The sequence below is a fragment of the Streptococcus oralis genome, from assembly GCF_003944215.1.
Taxonomy (GTDB): Bacteria; Bacillota; Bacilli; order Lactobacillales; family Streptococcaceae; genus Streptococcus; species Streptococcus oralis_BI.
Genome location: NZ_RJVZ01000008.1, coordinates 1 through 13,595, shown reverse-complemented (window position 1 = coordinate 13,595; position 13,595 = coordinate 1). Strand labels below are relative to the sequence as shown.

Sequence of the window (13,595 nt, the reverse complement as noted above, 5' to 3'; positions counted from 1 at the left end):
CTAGGAGAAAAAATGATAACTTTAAAATCAGCACGTGAAATCGAAGCCATGAACAAGGCTGGTGATTTCCTAGCTAGTATCCATATCGGCTTACGTGATTTGATTAAGCCAGGCGTGGATATGTGGGAAGTAGAAGAGTATGTTCGTCGTCGTTGCAAAGAGGAAAATTTCCTTCCACTTCAGATTGGCGTGGATGGTGCAGTCATGGATTATCCCTATGCCACTTGTTGCTCTCTCAACGACGAAGTAGCTCACGCTTTTCCACGTCATTACACCTTGAAGGATGGCGACTTGCTCAAGGTTGACATGGTACTCGGAGGTCCGATTTCAAAATCCGACCTCAATGTATCTAAACTCAACTTCAACAATGTTGAGCAAATGAAAAAATACACTCAAAACTATACTGGCGGTCTAGCAGACTCATGTTGGGCTTATGCGGTTGGTACACCGTCTGAAGAAGTGAAAAACCTGATGGACGTGACCAAGGAAGCTATGTATATAGGGATTGAGCAAGCAGTTGTTGGAAATCGTATCGGTGATATCGGTGCAGCAATTCAAGAATATGCTGAAAGTCGCGGTTATGGTGTAGTGCGTGATTTGGTTGGTCACGGTGTCGGTCCAACTATGCACGAGGAGCCAATGGTCCCTAACTACGGTGTTGCAGGTCGTGGACTCCGTCTCCGTGAAGGAATGGTACTAACCATTGAACCCATGATCAATACTGGAGACTGGGAAATCGATACAGATATAAAGACTGGTTGGGCTCATAAGACTATTGATGGCGGCCTGTCTTGCCAATATGAACACCAGTTTGTGATTACTAAAGACGGTCCAGTTATCTTGACTAGTCAAGGTGAAGAAGGAACGTATTAAAATGAAAGGAGCTTAGCTCCTTTTTTTGTGTCAAGTTTAGATAAAATAGACAAGCGTAGCAAAGTTGTCACAAATTTTTTCTTTTGTAGTAAAATAAGATTAGAATTTTGTGAAAGTAGGTATTTCGTTGGAATCTATTATATTTTTAATATCAGTTTTTTTAGCAGGCATTCTGTCTTTCTTTTCACCCTGTATCTTCCCTTTGCTGCCTGTCTATGCTGGTATTTTACTGGATGATCAGGGGAATTCGAAAAGCTTTCGATTTTTCGGAAGAGAGGTTGCATGGTCGGGCTTAATTCGGACCTTGTGCTTTATTGCTGGAATCTCTCTTATTTTCTTTATTTTGGGATTTGGAGCTGGATTCCTAGGGCACATGCTCTATGCAGACTGGTTTCGTTATGCTATGGGAGTAGTTATTATTCTTTTGGGGCTTCACCAGATGGAAATCTTGCATTTTAATAAACTGGAAGTTCAAAAGACAGTCACTTTCAAACAATCAAAGTCAAATCATTATCTATCAGCCTTTTTACTTGGGATAACCTTTAGTTTTGGTTGGACCCCTTGTATCGGACCGGTTTTAAGTTCGGTCTTGGCCCTAGCAGCTTCAGGTGGCAATGGTGCTTGGCAAGGAGCCGTGTTAACATTAGTATACACATTGGGAATGGCCCTTCCTTTCATTGTTTTGGCCTTGGCTTCGGGCTGGATTATGCCCTATTTTAGTAAATTAAAACCCTATATGATCCTACTAAAGAAAATCGGAGGAGCCTTGATTATTTTGATGGGATTGTTATTAATGCTAGGGCAGTTAAATGCCTTGTCAGGAATTCTTGGATAAAAGGAGAAAAAGATGAAAAAAGTTATTTTTGCGGGATTGAGCCTCATGTCTTTATTTTTATTGATTGCCTGTAGCGAAAAAGAAACCAAACCATCAGAAAGTCCCAAACAGTCTACTGTACAACAAATCGCAGTAGGAAAGGATGCGCCAGACTTCACCTTGCAGTCCATGGATGGTAAAGAAGTCAAGTTATCAGACTATAAAGGGAAAAAAGTCTATTTGAAATTCTGGGCCTCTTGGTGTGGACCTTGTCGAAAGAGTATGCCCGAGTTGATGGAATTAGCTGCCAAACAAGATCGAGATTTTGAAATACTAAGTGTCGTCGCACCAGGACTACAAGGTGAAAAAACAGTTGAAGAGTTTCCGAAATGGTACCAAGAACAAGGCTATAAGGATATACCAGTTCTATATGATACCAAGGCAACTACCTTCCAAGCCTACCAAATTCGTAGTATTCCAACAGAATACCTGATTGATAGTCAAGGAAAAATCGGGAAAATCCAATTTGGTGCTATTAGCAATGCAGATGCTGAAGCAGCTTTTAAAGAGATGAAATAAATTAAAGAATATGAAAAAATCGCGAAGAATCGCGATTTTTTTTTATAGTTTTTCATTGATAAAACGGATGAATTGATTCCACCAAACTTTTAAGAAGAAGGCTTTTTCAACTTTCTTTTTAGAGACCATTTCAAAAGATGGTTTTTCTGAAGTGAGGTAGCCTTGACCCACCAAATCTTGGTCATCATAGGTTAGATGACCAACAACAGTTTCAGCTTCTAGTGGCGCTGTCTCTGCCTTAGTTTTTGGAGTGAACTGCAGGCTTGATGATGCTCGACTTCCCAATCGTTGTATGACAGTGATATCAGATTTAGCAACAGCAGTTACGGTATCTTCCTTCCCATCAAGTACAGAAACTTTGCTATCTTTGTAGGCCTCTCCCTTCTGGATAATTGTTTTGAGAGCATAATTAGATGTTATATAGTCCAAAAGAGAAGAAGTAGCAGTAAAGCGAGCGTAAGGATTGCTGTTTTGCTGGTCAGCGTTTAAGACAACAGTGATGATTCGCATCCCTTTTTCGGTAGTTGTTCCAACGAAAGAAGCTCCCGCCTTGTCTGTTGTACCAGTTTTGAGCCCATCAACTCCACCTCGATATGCTGGCATTCCTTCCAACATATAGTTAGTAGAGTGAATTTCCATACCAGCAAATGTTGATGAAGATTTCTTGGTGATTTCTAAAACTTGAGGGTAATCTCTGATGAGGTTTCGAGCGATGATTGCAACATCGTAAGCGCTTAGCTTGTTCTCTTCATCCTTTTTAGAACCAGGATAGATATTATTTCCAAGTGTTTCGTTATTAAGTCCAGTAGTATTGACAATAGTAGCATCTTTGATACCCCATTCAAGAAGTTTCGCCCTCATCTTGTCAACGAAGTCTTTCTCTGAACCAGCAATCTTTTCAGCAAGAGCAATGGCTGCACTATTGGCACTTGATACTAGAGTTGCTTCCAATAATTGTTCCACTGTATACTTGCGCGCTTCCATAGGGACATTACTCGCCTCAGAATTGGTCGTGAGTTGGTATGGATAGTCAGAGATATCAACTGGGGTAGATAGGCTAATTGTACCTTGCTCCAAGGCTTCATAGACTAGGTAGACAGTGAGAATCTTGGTGATAGAGGCAATTTCAACAGCTTGAGTAGAATCTTTTTCGTAGAGAATTTTCCCAGTGTTTGCTTCAACAGCAATGGCATGCTTGGCAGCAACATCAAAATCTTGCGCAGATACAGTAGGAATGGCTGTGCCAAAAATGATAAGAGTTAGTAAGGATAAAATTATTTTCTTCATAGTAGTTTTATTCTATCACAAAGCGAAAAAATATTCTCGTTTTTATAGTAAAGCCATCTTATCTTTTTGAAGAATTATGGTAAAATAGAAGGAAGGAGGCGCCTATGTTCCGTAGAAACAAGTTATTTTTTTGGACAGCTGAAATTTTACTATTAACTCTTATTTTCTACCTTTGGAGAGAGATGGGAGCGATTGTCACACCTTTTGTGATGGTAGCTAATACCATTATGATTCCATTTTTGCTCGGAGGATTTTTCTATTACCTGACAAATCCCATCGTAACATTTCTAGAAAAGAAATGTAAAGTCAATCGTTTGATAGGTGTGCTCATCACTCTTTGTGCCTTGATTGGTACAATAGTAGTAGGGGTAGTCTACTTGCTACCGATTTTGATCAATCAGTTGACAAGCTTGATTATTTCTAGCCAGAATATCTATAGCCGCTTGCAAGATTTGATATATGATTTATCAATGAATCCAATCTTTCAAAATATTGATATTCAAAAAACCATTCAACAGTTGAATTTATCTTACGTTGATATTTTGCAAAACATTCTCAACAGTGTGAGCAATAGTTTAGGTAGCGTTCTTTCAGCCTTGTTTAGTACTGTTTTGATTCTCATTATGACACCAGTCTTTTTGATTTATTTCTTGCTTGATGGTCATAAATTCCTTCCGATGTTGGAACGAACAGTCCTAAAACATGATAAATTAAACTTCTCCAGTCTCTTGAAGAATCTGAACGCCACTATTGCACGTTATATCAGTGGGATTGCGATTGATGCTGTTATTATCGGATGTTTGGCCTATATTGGATACAGTACGATAGGGTTGAAATATGCTCTAGTCTTTGCTATTTTTTCTGGTTTGGCAAATCTGATTCCTTATGTTGGACCAAGTATCGGTCTGATTCCCATGATTATTGCCAATGTCTTTACTGATCCGCACAGAGTTCTCATTGCAGTAATTTATATGCTGATTATCCAACAGGTGGATGGGAATATCCTCTACCCTCGTATCGTCGGAGGGGTTATGAAGGTTCATCCAATCACCATTCTGGTCCTTCTCTTACTTTCTAGCAATATTTATGGTGTTATCGGAATGATTGTAGCAGTGCCAACATATTCTATCCTAAAAGAAATTACTAAGTTCTTGGCGAAATTATATGAAAATCATAAAGAAGCCAAAGAAAAAGAACTGGAAAAATCAGAATCAATCTAAAAATCAGGGAGACCTGATTTTTTTTGATAAAAAGACTTGAGGTTAGACTAGTCAAAAGTGTTTTAAATGATTCTGTTGGAAAAGAATGGGAAATTATGAGATTTAGAATAATTCACAAAATGTGTGTAAAACACTTGCAATTTAGCTGAAATTTGATAAAATAGTAAGGAAAGTTAGACTGTATTGCCTACTGTCTATCTATAAAATATATTTTATTGGAGGCTTTTACTCAAATGGCAAAAGAAAAATACGATCGTAGTAAACCACACGTTAACATTGGTACTATCGGACACGTTGACCACGGTAAAACTACCCTAACTGCAGCTATCACAACTGTTTTGGCACGTCGCTTGCCTTCAGCAGTTAACCAACCTAAAGACTATGCGTCTATCGATGCTGCTCCAGAAGAACGCGAACGTGGTATCACTATCAACACTGCGCACGTTGAGTACGAAACTGAAAAACGTCACTACGCTCACATCGACGCTCCAGGACACGCGGACTACGTTAAAAACATGATCACTGGTGCCGCTCAAATGGACGGAGCTATCCTTGTAGTAGCTTCAACTGACGGACCAATGCCACAAACTCGTGAGCACATCCTTCTTTCACGTCAGGTTGGTGTTAAACACCTTATCGTCTTCATGAACAAAATCGACTTGGTAGACGACGAAGAATTGCTTGAATTGGTTGAAATGGAAATCCGTGACCTCTTGTCAGAATACGACTTCCCAGGTGACGATCTTCCAGTTATCCAAGGTTCAGCTCTTAAAGCTCTTGAAGGTGACTCTAAATACGAAGACATCATCATGGAATTGATGAACACTGTTGATGAGTACATCCCAGAACCAGAACGTGACACAGACAAACCATTGCTTCTTCCAGTCGAAGACGTATTCTCAATCACTGGACGTGGTACAGTTGCTTCAGGACGTATCGACCGTGGTACTGTTCGTGTTAACGACGAAATCGAAATCGTTGGTATCAAAGAAGAAACTCAAAAAGCAGTTGTTACTGGTGTTGAAATGTTCCGTAAACAACTTGACGAAGGTCTTGCCGGAGATAACGTAGGTGTCCTTCTTCGTGGTGTTCAACGTGACGAAATCGAACGTGGACAAGTTATCGCTAAACCAGGTTCAATCAACCCACACACTAAATTCAAAGGTGAAGTTTATATCCTTACTAAAGAAGAAGGTGGACGTCACACTCCATTCTTCAACAACTACCGTCCACAATTCTACTTCCGTACTACTGACGTTACAGGTTCAATCGAACTTCCAGCAGGTACTGAAATGGTAATGCCTGGTGATAACGTGACTATCGACGTTGAGTTGATCCACCCAATCGCCGTAGAACAAGGTACTACATTCTCTATCCGTGAGGGTGGACGTACTGTTGGTTCAGGTATGGTTACAGAAATCGAAGCTTAATTCGATTTAGTTCCCAGAAGAACAATTATTTAAGTCAGACACTAAAAGAATCTTGCTTTGCAAGGTTCTTTTTTTGTTCTTGCTCTATTTGAAGTGATTCTACTCTAGCAGTATAATCGTTTTTTTGGTATAATAAAGGTTATGGAAATAGAAAAAACCAATCGTATGAACGCCCTTTTTGAATTTTATGCGGCGCTTTTGACAGACAAGCAGATGAACTATATAGAACTCTATTATGCTGATGATTATAGTCTGGCTGAGATTGCTGAAGAGTTCGGTGTCAGTCGTCAGGCTGTCTATGATAATATCAAGCGGACGGAAAAGATTCTAGAAGATTATGAGATGAAATTACACATGTACTCGGACTACATTGTCCGCAGTCAGATTTTTGACCAGATTTTGGAGCGTTATCCCAAGGATGACTTTCTGCAGGAGCAGATAGAAATTTTAACAAGCATTGACAATCGGGAGTAATCATGGGCAGTCTAGTTATTTATCAAGGATTACCTTGCAAACTATTAGCCGCAGAGGAACCATTTCCTACTCGACTACAGATTATCTCGCCCAATGATATCTCCAAAGCTATGCAAATAGGTTTTAGCTGTTGGGGATATCCAAGTGAAATCATGAAAGAAATCACACCCGAGGAACTTGAGTGTTTGCAACATTTCGGACGATTTCCACTGAATTGAGTAAATAGGAGAAAAAAATGGCATTTGAAAGTTTAACTGAACGTTTACAGAACGTCTTTAAAAACCTACGTAAAAAAGGAAAAATTTCTGAGGCTGATGTCCAAGAAGCGACTAAAGAGATTCGCTTGGCCTTGCTGGAAGCCGACGTTGCTTTGCCTGTTGTAAAGGACTTTATCAAGAAGGTTCGTGAACGTGCAGTCGGACATGAGGTCATTGATACTCTTAATCCTGCGCAACAGATTATCAAAATTGTTGATGAGGAACTGACAGCTGTTTTAGGTTCTGATACGGCAGAAATTATCAAGTCACCTAAGATTCCGACAATCATTATGATGGTCGGTTTGCAAGGGGCTGGTAAAACAACCTTTGCAGGAAAACTTGCTAACAAATTTAAAAAAGAGGAAAATGCTCGTCCTTTGATGATTGCGGCGGATATTTATCGTCCAGCAGCCATCGATCAGCTGAAAACACTTGGACAACAGATAGATGTGCCTGTCTTTGCACTTGGAACAGAGGTTCCAGCTGTTGAGATTGTTCGACAAGGTTTGGAGCAAGCGCAGTCCAACCACAACGACTATGTTTTGATTGATACGGCAGGGCGTTTGCAGATTGATGAGTTCTTGATGAATGAGCTTCGTGATGTTAAGGCCTTGGCTCAACCAAATGAAATCCTGCTCGTCATTGATGCCATGATTGGTCAGGAAGCGGCCAATGTCGCCCGTGAGTTTAATGCTCAGTTAGAAGTGACTGGGGTTATCCTTACCAAGATTGATGGGGATACTCGTGGCGGTGCTGCTTTGTCCGTTCGTCACATCACTGGAAAACCTATCAAGTTCACTGGTACGGGTGAAAAGATTACAGATATCGAAACCTTCCACCCAGATCGTATGTCAAGCCGTATCCTTGGTATGGGGGACATGCTAACTCTGATCGAGAAAGCTTCTCAGGAATACGATGAGAAAAAAGCTCTTGAAATGGCTGAGAAGATGCGCGAAAACACCTTTGATTTCAATGATTTCATTGATCAATTGGATCAGGTGCAAAACATGGGGCCTATGGAAGACTTGCTCAAGATGATTCCAGGTATGGCTAACAACCCTGCCCTTCAAAACATGAAGGTAGATGAGCGTCAGATTGCTCGTAAACGCGCCATCGTATCTTCGATGACACCTGAAGAACGTGAAAACCCTGATCTGTTAAATCCAAGTCGCCGTCGACGTATCGCTGCAGGTTCTGGGAATACCTTTGTCGAAGTCAATAAATTTATCAAGGACTTTAACCAGGCTAAACAGCTCATGCAAGGTGTCATGTCTGGAGATATGAATAAGATGATGAAGCAGATGGGAATCAATCCAAATAACCTTCCTAAGAATATGCCAAATATGGGTGGGATGGATATGTCTGCCCTTGAAGGAATGATGGGACAAGGCGGCATGCCTGACTTGTCAGCTCTTGGAGGAGCAGGAATGCCAGATATGAGCCAGATGTTCGGTGGCGGACTTAAAGGTAAAATTGGTGAATTTGCCATGAAACAGTCTATGAAACGCATGGCGAATAAAATGAAAAAAGCTAAGAAAAAACGCAAATAAAAAGGGAAGCAGAAGTGCTTTCCTTTTTTATATAAAATATGTACTTTCTATGATTAGGCAATTTTCTTAATCGAAAAATTGATTAAATAGAAAGAGAGATTTCAAATCCTTGCAGCCATTCGGATTTTACTGTGATTTCGATTTTTAAAGCATCTGCTAATTGTTTGACCAGATAGAGACCCATGCCTGTCGATTTTTTCCTTGTCTCACCTGAAGCACCTGTAAATCCTTTTTCAAAGATATGAGGGAGGTCGCAAGCTTTAACTCCGCAGCCATTATCCCTAATAATCAGACTTGTACGCCCCTTATCCTTTGACATAGAAATACTGAGTTTGGGCTTGTCAGAGCTATATTTAAGGGCATTGGCGAGGATTTGAGAGAGGATAAATTCAAAGCTGCGTTGATCGGTGTAGCAGGTGCCTTGTATGTTTTCTAACTTAATCGTAAAATTCTTTTCTTTGAGCAAGGGATCATAGTTTTCCAAAAGATCATGGACACACTCTTCTAGGTCAAGGTCTTCAAATAGAAAATCATTTTTCTCACTTTTCACCCTGTAGTAGAATAGGATCTGTGATACATTTTCTTGGATTTGATTTTTCACATGGTCCAACTTAAAAGCTGTATCCTTCGGCAACTGGTCACTTTGATTGTCTAAAAGGAGGGAAAGAAGCGACAGAGGGAGTTTAATCTCATGCGCCCATTTTTCAACATAGTCCTCATACTCGGCTAGTAATGAGTTGAGTTTTCCTATTTCAGCCTGCTTTTGATAAAGTGTATCTGCCATTTTTTCAATGCTTTCTTTCTCTGAGGAATTTGATAAATGCAATAATTCAAGCTCAGTGTCCGTCTTGGGATTGGCTATGAAGGCTTTATAGGCGGCGGATTTTTTTCTTTCTTTTCTTATAAGTAAGAATGATAGGATGAAAAAAAGCAGGACGGTGGCTAAAATATAGAGAAGGATGAGGGCTTGAAACATTCTCACATCTGAAAGCCAAAGCAGGACAGCTGTAAATAGGTCAAATGCTAAAAGAACAAGTAACCAAGGCAGATAAGTAGCTAGATATTTTAGATTAGGTTTCATCTGGACTTACCTCTTCTAGCTTGTAACCAATACCTCTGACGGACTTGACTTGAAGGGCAATGCCAGCTTGTTTCATCACTTTTTTTAGCCTTGCAATATTTACTTGTAGGGCATTTTCGTCGATGAACTCAGTTGTATTCCACAGTTTCATGCTTAGTTCTTCTTTTGTGACGACAGAATCAGTTGCCACTAATAAAGTTTCTAACAATTTCCCTTGATTTTGGGGGAGTAAAATCGAGTGTCCATTGATATAAAGGGTATAGGTCTGTCTATCCAGCAGAAAATTATCTTTTTCAAGTAGATTTTGCCTACCTTCATAGCGTCTCAAGATGTTTTCTATGCGTGCCAAAAATCTTTCTTTCTTGAAAGGCTTTGTTAGGTACTCATCTGCCCCTAATTTTAGGGCGTAGATCTCATCTTTTAATTGTTCACGGGAAGTGAGAACCAATATAGGCACAGAGCGTTTTGACTTGAGATTTTTACAAATTTGAAAACCTGTTTCTCCTGGCAAATTCAAATCCAGTATGATTAGATCCGTATCGTATTGCAGCACTTGCTGGCTTGTATCTTTGAAGTCAGTCAACTTATCAACTTGATAACCCGCTTTCTCTAATAAGATGACAATTTCATCTCGAATCAAGGCTTCATCTTCAATAACCAGAATATGCTTCATATCGGTTCCTCCTTTTCCTATTTTATTCTACCTTATTCATCTCTTTTGGGTTCCATCAAGGACAACAAGTACTTGTTGCTATTTTTCTTTACAATTCTGATATAGATGACTTCAAAGCCTGCTAAGAGCAGTACTGTCAGCATGGCTGTGATAAATTTCTGCCCCATGGCCATTCTTGCACTGGCTGGTACTATTCCTGTGAGGAGGGAGCCCACTCCGAAGCTACTACTGATAAGTGCAAGGGCTATTGGCAGACCGAAATACCAATTGATTTGCTTTTCTGACGATTTACAAAGAGTTTCGTAGTTGGCTCCGAGATGGATCAAGGTTTGGTATCGTCTGTAGGATTGTCTTTGTCCCATCAAAAATTGAACGCCAATGATTGTATTTGCCACAACAAGGAAGATGATAGCCAGATAGATAGTGATATAGCTGGCAGAGATAATGTAAAATAGTTGTCTCCCCATATTTTGTATATAGCTTTCATAGCCGAGAGAGGTTTGATTTAGCTTTTCATTGGTATCTGAGATAGCTCTCATCAGGCCTTTTTCCTTGACTAGATCAGGAGCTAAGATACCGCTGACATAGTTCGAATAGTGACCGTCTGTATAGCTCATAAAGGTCTCATCTGGGACTATGAGGGCAACAGAGAGGGTGATTTCACGATCCGTTACAATCGGTAAAGACTCCACCTCTCCAATCAATTTTACATCATTTTCCATGACTTTGATTTGAGGCTTCGTCTTCAGGACAGAGTTGACGAGACTTTCGTCTGGGAGAAAATCTTTCCCCATATACAAGTAGGCTTCCTTGCTAGTTAGTTCTAGAGGAGGAAGATTGGCAGCCTTTCTAAGTTCATTGTATTCGGAAATTGGCATGAGGTGGGAAGTAGTAGACTGTTTAAATTTACGGAGCAAAATTTCCTTGTTCTTGCTGTCTTTTTGCTCTTTCAACTCCTTGATGACCTCTTCGAAGGACACGGACTCGTGTTCTTTAGGCATGCCCACTTTGATTTGCAGAATCTTTGAAAACTGTGATGCTAGTCCAGCAGCTTCAAGCTCTTTTTTTACTGTATTTACATCAAGATTTTCATCTGTTTCCTGTTTGCTATCTCTAAATGTATAATCCAATACGTGGGTTTGATTGCCTGAATTGCCACTTGCAATAGCAACACCTGCTCCAAAGAGGCACAAGGCAGAGAAGATTAAGAGGGAGCAGATAGCCAGTATAGTTGAGCGCTGGATAACTAATTCCTGAATCTGTCTAAAATTATAGGCATGAAGTTTTCGATTGTTTCCAAGCTTGACCAAAAAGTCTATAAATAAACGCATACCAAAGAAGAGGAGGATAGTTCCTAGAGTCCCCAAGAGAACAGTGATGCCCATGGTTATGACACTTTCCCAAGCTCGTCCACTCATACCCATGTAATAGGCTGTTCCAAGAAGTAAAATCCCTAGGACGGAAGCAAGAAGGTACACACCCTTGGGGAGTAGTTTCTTCATTCCAGAGGGTGAATAGGCAAGCAGGTTTCCGATTTCCTTATTGGCCGTCTTTGCACTTAAAAGGACAAAAACAGCTAATTTTACGGCTAGGAAGCCGATGACCGTATAGAATAGAGCTGTGGTAGATAGAGAAAATTGATGTTCAATAATCCCTAGTCCCACAATTTTAGCGGTTATTAGGCTGATCAGTTCTGAAATCAAGATAGAAATAGGAAGGCCTATTCCAAGGGCAAGGACACTGTTTCTCAAATCCTCGAGCAGAAGTAGCAAGAACAGTTTGCTTCTTCGCATTCCCAGTGTGAGATAGACACCAAATTCATGTTTTCTCCTTTCCATCTGCATACTGCTTGCGAAGTAGACTAGAAAAAAGAGAATAAAGAGCGTTGCAACATAAAGAATGGGAATCATACTAAAGAGTTTATCTACAGCATGACTCTCTATTTGTTTTAGAAATACCATCACATCTTGATGAGACAAAGAAAGGATGATGTAAAAGGAGATGATAGAAAGAACCATGGAACTGAAGTACAAGCCATTATTTTTTCGATCTCTCTTGCTATTTCTTGAAACTAATTTAGAAAACATTGCCATCACCTCCAGCTAGCGCTGCCATGACCTTTAGTATTCTGTGGTAAAAATCTTCTTGACTTTCTCTTGGATAATCGCGTCGGATTTCATGGAATAGTTTTCCGTCTTGGATAAACAAGATGCGGTTGCAAAAGCTGGCAGCGACAGAATCGTGGGTCACCATGAGAATGGTGGTCTCTTCCAATTGATTCATTTCAGCTAATTTTTGCATCAAAATAGTTGCATTTTTTGAATCCAAAGCCCCTGTGGGCTCATCCGCAAATACAATCTTAGGGTCTAAAATCAAAGCACGCGCAGCAGCTACCCTTTGCCGTTGACCACCTGATAATTGAGATGGGAACTTATCCAGAAGTTCAGAAATATCCAGATATTGGGAAAGCAATTCTAACCGAACCTTGCTTTCGTTGGCATCGACCTTGTGCAAAGATAAGGGAAGTAAAATATTCTCTTTGGCTGTAAGATTGTCCAAAAGCTCAAAATTCTGAAAGAGGTAGCCAATTTCCTTACCACGATAATCAGCTAACTGACTACCTTTTAACTGACCTAAATCCTTTTCTTGCATTTGAATAGAGCCGTCAGTTGGCTTGATGATTGTGGCGAGACAGTTAAGAAGGGTTGTTTTCCCAGAACCGCTACTCCCCATAATCCCTAGGAACTCGCCTTTTACAACTTGAAAAGATATGCCGTTCAAGGCCTTGGTGATATTCGGTTCTTTTCCATAATGCTTTTTTAATGATTCTACTCGTAAAATTGTGTCCATGTGAAACACCTCCATCTTTTGTTACTTTCATTATAATATGAATCAGAGTAGAATAACACTTACGGATGATGTAAGAAATCTTTATCGCTGACATTTATAGTCAGATTATACGAACTAAAAGTAAGTGGTGATGAAAACATATTTAATATCAATCTCCTTTCAGAGAGAGGCAATAATGTGAAGTACCTCTATTCCGAGAAAGTAGCTATTGATACAGACAAACAGATCATCAGTGATAACAATGGTACTGAGCTGAAATATTCAGTTTCTGGAGATTCTGTAACAATGCCTGATTTAGCAGGAGATAGTGGTGAAACAGTAACATTAAGTAAATAGAATAAACCCAAAAATAGAGCTTGATATGTAATCTATCAGGCTCTATTCTTGTAAGTTTGTAAGTAATATTTTATATTAATCATCTAATTACAGTTTTTTTACATTTTATATTAATATTTCTGTATTGTCAATTAAAAATTTCCCATCATTATTACTAATAAACTCATTGAT

Annotated in this window: 14 protein-coding genes; 9 read left to right on the top strand and 5 right to left on the bottom strand. The window is 39.7% G+C overall.

Going from position 1 to position 13,595, the window contains the following annotated elements:
• Nucleotides 1-12: 12 nt before the first annotated feature.
• The 3 genes from D8804_RS05720 (at nucleotide 13) to sdbB (ending at nucleotide 2,266) form a co-directional block, all read left to right on the top strand.
• A complete protein-coding gene (locus tag D8804_RS05720; RefSeq protein ID WP_125399108.1) occupies nucleotides 13-873 on the top strand; it encodes a methionyl aminopeptidase in 861 nt (286 codons plus the stop codon).
• A 127-nt stretch (nucleotides 874-1,000) separates the two neighbouring features.
• Complete coding sequence (gene ccdA2, locus D8804_RS05715) at nucleotides 1,001-1,708, top strand: thiol-disulfide oxidoreductase-associated membrane protein CcdA2 (RefSeq protein ID WP_125399107.1); 708 nt, start codon at nucleotides 1,001-1,003, stop codon at nucleotides 1,706-1,708.
• A 12-nt stretch (nucleotides 1,709-1,720) separates the two neighbouring features.
• Nucleotides 1,721-2,266 (top strand): thiol-disulfide oxidoreductase-associated lipoprotein SdbB, encoded by a 546-nt coding sequence (sdbB, locus tag D8804_RS05710; RefSeq protein ID WP_125399106.1) that lies wholly within the window; start codon nucleotides 1,721-1,723, stop codon nucleotides 2,264-2,266.
• Between the two features lie 42 nt (nucleotides 2,267-2,308).
• Here the strand turns inward: sdbB and pbp3 are convergent, their stop codons facing one another.
• Nucleotides 2,309-3,553 carry a D-alanyl-D-alanine carboxypeptidase PBP3 gene (pbp3, locus tag D8804_RS05705; RefSeq protein WP_125399105.1) on the bottom strand — a complete coding sequence of 415 codons (1,245 nt, stop codon included), beginning with the start codon at nucleotides 3,551-3,553 and terminating at the stop codon, nucleotides 2,309-2,311.
• Between the two features lie 104 nt (nucleotides 3,554-3,657).
• Between pbp3 and D8804_RS05700 the strand changes: the two genes are divergently transcribed.
• From D8804_RS05700 to ffh, 5 genes are all read left to right on the top strand, one after another.
• Entirely contained in the window at nucleotides 3,658-4,773 is a 1,116-nt protein-coding gene (locus D8804_RS05700; protein WP_125399104.1) for an AI-2E family transporter, read from the top strand.
• 233 nt (nucleotides 4,774-5,006) lie between these two features.
• Nucleotides 5,007-6,203, top strand: coding sequence for an elongation factor Tu (tuf, locus tag D8804_RS05695; protein WP_001040719.1), 1,197 nt, complete (start codon nucleotides 5,007-5,009; stop codon nucleotides 6,201-6,203).
• Between the two features lie 141 nt (nucleotides 6,204-6,344).
• Entirely contained in the window at nucleotides 6,345-6,677 is a 333-nt protein-coding gene (locus D8804_RS05690; protein ID WP_000402066.1) for a putative DNA-binding protein, read from the top strand.
• A 2-nt stretch (nucleotides 6,678-6,679) separates the two neighbouring features.
• Nucleotides 6,680-6,895, top strand: a complete 216-nt coding sequence (locus tag D8804_RS10225) for a 2-oxoglutarate:acceptor oxidoreductase (RefSeq protein ID WP_125399103.1) — start codon at nucleotides 6,680-6,682, stop codon at nucleotides 6,893-6,895.
• A 17-nt stretch (nucleotides 6,896-6,912) separates the two neighbouring features.
• Nucleotides 6,913-8,484, top strand: a complete 1,572-nt coding sequence (gene ffh, locus D8804_RS05680) for a signal recognition particle protein (RefSeq protein WP_125399102.1) — start codon at nucleotides 6,913-6,915, stop codon at nucleotides 8,482-8,484.
• An 82-nt stretch (nucleotides 8,485-8,566) separates the two neighbouring features.
• On the opposite strand, the gene D8804_RS05675 is transcribed toward ffh, so the two are convergent.
• From D8804_RS05675 to D8804_RS05660, 4 genes are read right to left on the bottom strand one after another with little or no spacing between them, the layout of a single operon-like run.
• The gene (locus tag D8804_RS05675; RefSeq protein WP_125399101.1) at nucleotides 8,567-9,565 is read right to left on the bottom strand and encodes a sensor histidine kinase; all 999 of its coding nucleotides are present in this window, start codon (nucleotides 9,563-9,565) and stop codon (nucleotides 8,567-8,569) included.
• Nucleotides 9,555-10,238 (bottom strand): response regulator transcription factor, encoded by a 684-nt coding sequence (locus tag D8804_RS05670; RefSeq protein WP_125399100.1) that lies wholly within the window; start codon nucleotides 10,236-10,238, stop codon nucleotides 9,555-9,557. The genes D8804_RS05675 and D8804_RS05670 overlap by 11 nt, the downstream gene beginning before the upstream one ends.
• A gap of 32 nt (nucleotides 10,239-10,270) precedes the next feature.
• Nucleotides 10,271-12,325, bottom strand: coding sequence for an FtsX-like permease family protein (locus tag D8804_RS05665; protein WP_125399099.1), 2,055 nt, complete (start codon nucleotides 12,323-12,325; stop codon nucleotides 10,271-10,273).
• Complete coding sequence (locus D8804_RS05660; protein ID WP_125399098.1) at nucleotides 12,315-13,088, bottom strand: ABC transporter ATP-binding protein; 774 nt, start codon at nucleotides 13,086-13,088, stop codon at nucleotides 12,315-12,317. Before D8804_RS05660 ends, D8804_RS05665 begins: the two co-directional genes overlap by 11 nt.
• Before the next feature lie 177 nt (nucleotides 13,089-13,265).
• On the opposite strand from D8804_RS05660, the gene D8804_RS10220 reads away from it, so the two are divergent.
• On the top strand, nucleotides 13,266-13,424 hold the full coding sequence (locus tag D8804_RS10220; protein ID WP_260472335.1) for a hypothetical protein: 159 nt from the start codon (nucleotides 13,266-13,268) through the stop codon (nucleotides 13,422-13,424).
• Nucleotides 13,425-13,595 lie beyond the last annotated feature (171 nt).

Excerpts from the sequence above, each read along its gene's own strand:
- D8804_RS05665 (WP_125399099.1), bottom strand. The coding sequence starts at position 12,325 with ATGTTTTCTAAATTAGTTTCAAGAAATAGCAAGAGAGATCGAAAAAAT.
- D8804_RS05670 (WP_125399100.1), bottom strand. The coding sequence starts at position 10,238 with ATGAAGCATATTCTGGTTATTGAAGATGAAGCCTTGATTCGAGATGAA.
- tuf (WP_001040719.1), top strand. The coding sequence starts at position 5,007 with ATGGCAAAAGAAAAATACGATCGTAGTAAACCACACGTTAACATTGGT.
- D8804_RS10225 (WP_125399103.1), top strand. The coding sequence starts at position 6,680 with ATGGGCAGTCTAGTTATTTATCAAGGATTACCTTGCAAACTATTAGCC.
- D8804_RS05690 (WP_000402066.1), top strand. The coding sequence starts at position 6,345 with ATGGAAATAGAAAAAACCAATCGTATGAACGCCCTTTTTGAATTTTAT.
- D8804_RS05660 (WP_125399098.1), bottom strand. The coding sequence starts at position 13,088 with ATGGACACAATTTTACGAGTAGAATCATTAAAAAAGCATTATGGAAAA.
- D8804_RS05675 (WP_125399101.1), bottom strand. The coding sequence starts at position 9,565 with ATGAAACCTAATCTAAAATATCTAGCTACTTATCTGCCTTGGTTACTT.
- ffh (WP_125399102.1), top strand. The coding sequence starts at position 6,913 with ATGGCATTTGAAAGTTTAACTGAACGTTTACAGAACGTCTTTAAAAAC.
- D8804_RS05720 (WP_125399108.1), top strand. The coding sequence starts at position 13 with ATGATAACTTTAAAATCAGCACGTGAAATCGAAGCCATGAACAAGGCT.
- D8804_RS05700 (WP_125399104.1), top strand. The coding sequence starts at position 3,658 with ATGTTCCGTAGAAACAAGTTATTTTTTTGGACAGCTGAAATTTTACTA.
- pbp3 (WP_125399105.1), bottom strand. The coding sequence starts at position 3,553 with ATGAAGAAAATAATTTTATCCTTACTAACTCTTATCATTTTTGGCACA.
- sdbB (WP_125399106.1), top strand. The coding sequence starts at position 1,721 with ATGAAAAAAGTTATTTTTGCGGGATTGAGCCTCATGTCTTTATTTTTA.